Genomic DNA, 5,568 nt, shown 5'->3' on the forward strand with positions numbered 1-5,568 from the left:
GGTCTTTCCCCTAAGCGGTCGGGCAGCTCACCCGATGCTGCTGGCGGAAGAGGCTGCGCCCAGGTTGTTCCAAGGGGATTTCACGCAACGGCGCCCGGCTACAGCAGCCGGGCACAGTTGCCGGATTGTCGCGCTTCAACTTAGCGGGACGTGTAGCCCGCGTCCGCGTGGATCGTGGTGCCGGTGACGTAGGACGACGCATCCGAGGCGAGCCAGAGGCTGGCTTCGGCGATTTCGCTGGCATCGCCGAACCGGTTGAGCAGGCTCAGCTGCGGCGCGTACTCGACCGGGTCGATGCCCACCTCCTCAAGCGCTCCGCGGAGCATCGGCGTATCGATGGCGCCGGGGGCCACCGAGTTGACCCGGATGTTTTCGGCGCCGTTTTCCAGCGCTGCGGCCTTGGTCAGTCCCACCACACCGTGCTTCGCGGCGATGTAGGCCGGGTTGCCGGGCTGCGGACGGAATCCGCTCACCGACGAGATGTTGATGAGCGATCCGCCGCCACCTTGTGCACGAAGCTGCTGGATCTCGTACTTGAGGCAGAGAGCGACGCCTTTGAGATCGACGGACATCAGGCGGTCCCAGTACTGTTCGTCGAACTCGTGGAGCGGAGCCTGGTCGGGAGTGAGGGCTGCGTTGTTCACTGCGACGTCGAGTCGGCCGTACCTCTCGACGGTGGCGGCGACCATTGCCTTCACATCCTCGCCCCTGGAAACGTCGACCTTGACGAAGAAAGCGCCTCTTCCGGCAGCCACGATGTCGTCAACTACCGACTGACCCTTGTCCTGATTGAAGTCGGCAACGACGACCTTGGCGCCGGCTTCAGCGAAGAGTCGGGCAGTAGCCTCGCCCATGCCTTGTGCTGAACCTGTCACAATGGCGACTTTGTCCTGAAGAACCGGGAATGTCATGGCGTCTCCTTGGCTACTTGGTCATCGAGCGGTGGGAGTCCGGCAGCGGGATCTTCTTCTCGCCCTTGAGCGCACCGTCCATCGTTTCCTTCCAGACCGGGGCGGCGACCTCGGAGCCGGTCAGGTCTGTGTAGGTTTTGCCGTAGGCCTGGACACGTTTGAGCGGGTATTGACCCCCGCCCCGGGGGTCGCCAAGCCATACGGCGGCCGTGAGCTGCGGGGTGCCGCCGACAATCCAGTTGGCGGCGAAGTCGTTGGTTGTTCCGGTCTTGGCTCCGGCCTCCCGGTTGCCCTTAAGCTCGATGCGCGGTCCCAGGGTCCCTCTGGGGTTGAAGGGTTCCTTGAGCACGTCCGCGACGGTGTCCGCGACAGCTGGTTTGATGGCGCGGTGGCAATCCGGGTCCGGAACCGACAACTCCTTTTTCGTGTCGGTCTGGACTGCCTTGATGATGGTGACCGGTTTGCAGACCGTGCCTTTGCTCATGAAGGCGGCATAGGCACTCGCCATTTGCAGCGGGGTGACTTCGTAGGCGCCGAGGGCAAGCGAACCTTCCCTGCCGCTGAGCTTGTCCGGGTCAATGGAGGTGATGCCCAGCTCGTTGGCCATCTTGGCCGCGTTGATGACACCGACACGCTCGACGAGTTTGATGAAGTAGATATTCACCGAGGCGCGGATGGCTTGGTAGGCATCGATGACGCCGTAATCTACATTGTCGTAGTTGATGTACCCGCCCTTCGGATTGTCCAGTTTCCGTGAGCGGTAGGGGCCGTCGGCGCGGAACTTCGTGGAGGTCGGAATGCCCTGCGTCAGCGCGGTGGCCAGCACGATCGGCTTCATGGCCGACCCGACCTGGAAGGCGTGGCGGACGTAGACAACCTGTGTTTTGCCTTTGCCCTTGCCCCAGGCACGGTTCTGCGCGATGGCGGCCACGTGGCCGGTTCCCGGTTGGACGACGGCGGTGCCCAGTGCCGCGCGGTTGTTGTTGCCGAGCGCCCTCTCGACGGCTTTCTGCGCCGCGTCAGCAGCCTTCCGGTCCAACCCGGTGGTCAAGGTCAGGCCGCCCAGGTTAAAGCGCTGCTCTCGGATTTTCGCGGTCTTGCCGAAAGCCGGGTTGGACAGGAGTTCTTCCCGGACCGCCTCACAATAGAACGGGTAGCGGGACCCTCCGCAGCCGGACGGCACCTCGCCGCGCTTGACGCCAAGCGGCGCCTCACGGGCGGCCTGCGCTTTGTCGGCCGGCAACACTCCCTGCTTTTCCAACACATCCAGCACGGTGTTGCGCCGTTCCTTGGAGGCCTCGGGGTGGGCGAAAGGGTCGAAAGCCGTGGGCCCCTTGAGCAGCCCCACCAACAGGGCCGACTGGGCATAGTCAAGCTTCGCCGCCGTCGTGCTGAAGTAGAAGCGGGCCGCGGCCTCCACCCCATAGGCGCGGTTCCCGAAATAGACGGCATTCATGTAGCGCAGCAGGATTTCATCCTTGGGCAGCTGTTTTTCCAGTGCGACCGCATACTTCATTTCCCGGATCTTGGCGTTGTAGGTGTCGCCGACAGCGACCTTGTCTTCCTCCTCGTTCCGCGCGTGGTTGACCAGCATGTTCTGGACCAGTTGCTGGGTCAGGGTGGAAGCGCCTTGGACGTCGCTGTTGGTGGCGTTGTGCATCAGTGCCCGGACGATGCCCATCGGGTCGACGCCGCCGTGTTCGTAGAAGCGGGCGTCCTCGGTGCTGACCAGGGTCTTCTTGAAGGCCTCCGACACCTGGCCCAGCTCAACATCAACCCGGTTCTCGCTGGCAAACCGGGCGAATTCCTTGCCATCTTTGTCCAACAAGACGATGTGTTGCGCCAGCGGGCGGTCCACCGGCAGGTCGGTCGGCAGCCCTTGCCACATGTCCAGGACTGAATTTCCGACGGCGGCGACACCGACCGCCGCCGGCGCCACCAGGGCGCCGGCTCCTAACGCCGCAACGGCAACGCTCACCAGCCACAGGTCGAAACGGCGACGCCGGAGTTTCTTCTTCGGGCGCCGGGCGGACGCCATCAGTTCATCGAGATCGACTTCTTGAGGTCTGTTGCGTTGAAAGGGCCACATAATCAGGTAGGCGGGAAATCCCAGTGACGGATGCATCCGCGCGCAGCCTGCAGCCGGGGCGTTTGGGAGCATTCCGGACGATGATTCCCACACCCCTCCTTCCCCGCGATGGAGCAGTAGAGAAAATGGTAGAAGCTTCCGAACCCGTTCGGTAGATGCTTGACTACCCGTTCTGCACGAGGGTAGGCAGGGCAGCGCCGAGGGGCGATGCGGCGGAGTCCAAGCGCGTCGCCGTCGTTTTGGGAGGACAGATAGTGTGGCCTAAACGGCGAACATCCACCCGAAGGAGAAACATGCCACAGGAGGTTCCTGCAGGTCCCGTGGACCAGCAGACAACAGACCGACGCCCGCCCGCAGCCGCTACCGCGCAGATCGACAACGAACGGGTCAGGGTCACGGAATGGCGCTTTCCTCCCGGGGCGGAAACCGGTTGGCACACGCATTCCATGGACTATGTTGTGGTCCCCATGACCACCGGGGCGCTGACCTTGGAAACCCGTGAAGGGGCCTCGATCAGCAACCTGACCGCCGGTGTCTCCTACGCACGCGAAGCAGGCAGCGAACACAACGTCGTTAACGCATCCGACAATGTCTTTGTGTTCGTTGAAATCGAGTTGAAGTAGATCACCCCACACCCTCAGGGGTCGGAAGCAAGACCGCCCGGGTGTCATTACCTTGAACTCTCATGGCGGTGCCCGACGGCGGTGCCACGGTAGCGTGGGAGAGTCGCCCGGGGTGGTTCCCAGGCCGAAAGGAGAAGCATCGTGTCCATCGTCGTCATCAACGCGCTCAAGGTCCCGGAGGGTTCAGGCACCGAACTGGAGTCGCGGTTCGCCGCACGCAAGCACGCGGTGGACTCAGCTCCCGGGTTCGAAGGCTTCCAGCTGCTGCGTCCCGTCGCGGGTGAAGACCGGTACTTCGTGTACACCCAGTGGGCCACCCGCGAGGATTTCGAGAACTGGCGCGACAACAGGGCGCCGCGGGACCACAGCTCCCGGCAACCCGTCGCGAGCGGCGCGGAGCTGCTCGAGTTCGAGGTCGTCGAGCTCGCCGACTAGACACATCGCGGCTGATTTGCCCGTCGGGCCGTTCCGGCGGGCAAACGGTCATGTTGCGCGGTGGGTCCACCGGTTAAGGTGGGGTCATGCCCGAGATGCCCGAAGTGCAGGGACTCGTTGACTTCCTGCGGCAGAAGCTCATTCCGCCTGACGCCCCGGCTGCCACGATTGCCGAGGTGGAGGTGCTGTCCTTCTCGGTGTTGAAGACAGCGGATGTTCCGCTGAGTGAGCTGGGCGCGCAGCCGGTGTCGGATGTGGAACGCCGGGGCAAGTTCATTGTGCTCACGGCGGGGGAGGTGCATCTGGTGATGCACCTGGCCAAGGCCGGCTGGCTGCGCTGGTCGGATGCGCTGAAGCCGGGGCCGCTGCGGCCGGGCAAGGGACCCATGGCGCTGCGCGTGCGCTTCGCCGCCGACACCCCGGAAAAACCGGGGTTCGATCTGACCGAGGCCGGTACCAAGAAATCGCTGGCCGCGTACGTGGTCAAGGACCCGGCCGACGTGCCGGGCATCGCCCGGCTGGGACCGGACGCGCTCGACGTTGACTACGCGGCTTTCGCGGAAATGCTTGCCGCGCACTCGGGCCAGCTCAAGGGACTGCTGCGCGACCAGTCGGCGATCGCCGGCATCGGCAACGCCTACAGCGACGAAATCCTGCATGCGGCCAGGCTCTCCCCGTTCGCCAACGCCTCGAAGCTGGATCCCGAGGATGTGGAGCGGTTGTTTTGGGCAATGCACCAGGTGCTCGAGTCAGCGATTGACCATGCCTCCGGCCGCCCGGCCAGCGAGCTGAAGGATTCGAAGCGGAAGGCGATGCGGGTGCACGCCCGCACCGGAGAGCCGTGCCCGGTGTGCGGGGACACGGTCCGGGAAGTCTCCTTCGCGGATTCGTCGCTGCAGTACTGCCCCACCTGCCAGACCGGCGGGAAGCTGCTGGCGGACCGGAGGATGTCCAAGTTCCTCAAGTGAGCTGAAAGCACCGGGTGGCGAAAGCAAAGTTCGCTCCCGCCACCCGTTGCTGCCTGGCGAACGCCCGGCGCTAACGATTCTCCCCAGGGGAGAACGTCACTGAACCACCGCTCAGACGCGCACCGCGCCGGAGGCGACCGCCGCCGTCGTTGTTTCCGACGCCCAGCTGGCGCGAATGAGGTCGGCGCAGCGTTCGCCGATCATCATGACGGTCAGGTTCGGGTTGACGGTCACGTGCTCGGGCATGACCGACGCGTCGGCCACGCGCAGGCCGGTGACGCCCTTGACCCGCAGTTCAGCGTCCAGCGGGGACATGGCGTCCTCGACCGGTCCCATCCGGACGGTGCCGGCGGGGTGGTAGACGGTGTTGTGCGTCTTGCGGATGTAGTCCTGCAGCTCTTCGTCCGTCTGCGCTTCGACGCCGGGGGACAGTTCCCGGCCGGTCCACTCGGCCATGGCCGGCTGCGCGGCGATTTCGCGGGCCTTGCGGATGCCGGCGACCATCACGCGCATGTCGTGGCCCTCGGGATCGGTGAAGTACC

6 protein-coding genes are annotated in these 5,568 nt (G+C 64.7%); 3 read left to right on the forward strand and 3 right to left on the reverse strand.

Annotated features, from left to right (window positions below):
- Positions 1-140: 140 nt before the first annotated feature.
- On the reverse strand, positions 141-911 hold the full coding sequence (locus AC5RWT_RS34060; RefSeq protein WP_494084078.1) for an SDR family NAD(P)-dependent oxidoreductase: 771 nt from the start codon (positions 909-911) through the stop codon (positions 141-143).
- A 13-nt stretch (positions 912-924) separates the two neighbouring features.
- Positions 925-2,949: a transglycosylase domain-containing protein gene (locus tag AC5RWT_RS34065; RefSeq protein WP_494084079.1), complete on the reverse strand. Its 2,025-nt coding sequence runs from the start codon at positions 2,947-2,949 to the stop codon at positions 925-927.
- A gap of 344 nt (positions 2,950-3,293) precedes the next feature.
- On the opposite strand from AC5RWT_RS34065, the gene AC5RWT_RS34070 reads away from it, so the two are divergent.
- From AC5RWT_RS34070 to AC5RWT_RS34080, 3 genes are all read left to right on the forward strand, one after another.
- Complete coding sequence (locus tag AC5RWT_RS34070; protein WP_494084080.1) at positions 3,294-3,623, forward strand: cupin domain-containing protein; 330 nt, start codon at positions 3,294-3,296, stop codon at positions 3,621-3,623.
- A gap of 141 nt (positions 3,624-3,764) precedes the next feature.
- On the forward strand, positions 3,765-4,058 hold the full coding sequence (locus AC5RWT_RS34075; RefSeq protein WP_493969570.1) for an antibiotic biosynthesis monooxygenase family protein: 294 nt from the start codon (positions 3,765-3,767) through the stop codon (positions 4,056-4,058).
- 86 nt (positions 4,059-4,144) lie between these two features.
- Positions 4,145-5,026, forward strand: coding sequence for a DNA-formamidopyrimidine glycosylase family protein (locus AC5RWT_RS34080; protein ID WP_494084081.1), 882 nt, complete (start codon positions 4,145-4,147; stop codon positions 5,024-5,026).
- A gap of 111 nt (positions 5,027-5,137) precedes the next feature.
- On the opposite strand, the gene AC5RWT_RS34085 is transcribed toward AC5RWT_RS34080, so the two are convergent.
- A partial coding sequence (locus AC5RWT_RS34085) for a GMC oxidoreductase (RefSeq protein WP_494084082.1) occupies positions 5,138-5,568 on the reverse strand: 431 nt, incomplete at its 5' end.

This window comes from Arthrobacter sp. Dra40 (assembly GCF_059091905.1).

Coding starts and splice junctions, on each gene's coding strand:
- AC5RWT_RS34060 (WP_494084078.1), bottom strand. CDS start 911: ATGACATTCCCGGTTCTTCAGGACAAAGTCGCCATTGTGACAGGTTCA.
- AC5RWT_RS34065 (WP_494084079.1), bottom strand. CDS start 2,949: ATGGCGTCCGCCCGGCGCCCGAAGAAGAAACTCCGGCGTCGCCGTTTC.
- AC5RWT_RS34070 (WP_494084080.1), top strand. CDS start 3,294: ATGCCACAGGAGGTTCCTGCAGGTCCCGTGGACCAGCAGACAACAGAC.
- AC5RWT_RS34080 (WP_494084081.1), top strand. CDS start 4,145: ATGCCCGAGATGCCCGAAGTGCAGGGACTCGTTGACTTCCTGCGGCAG.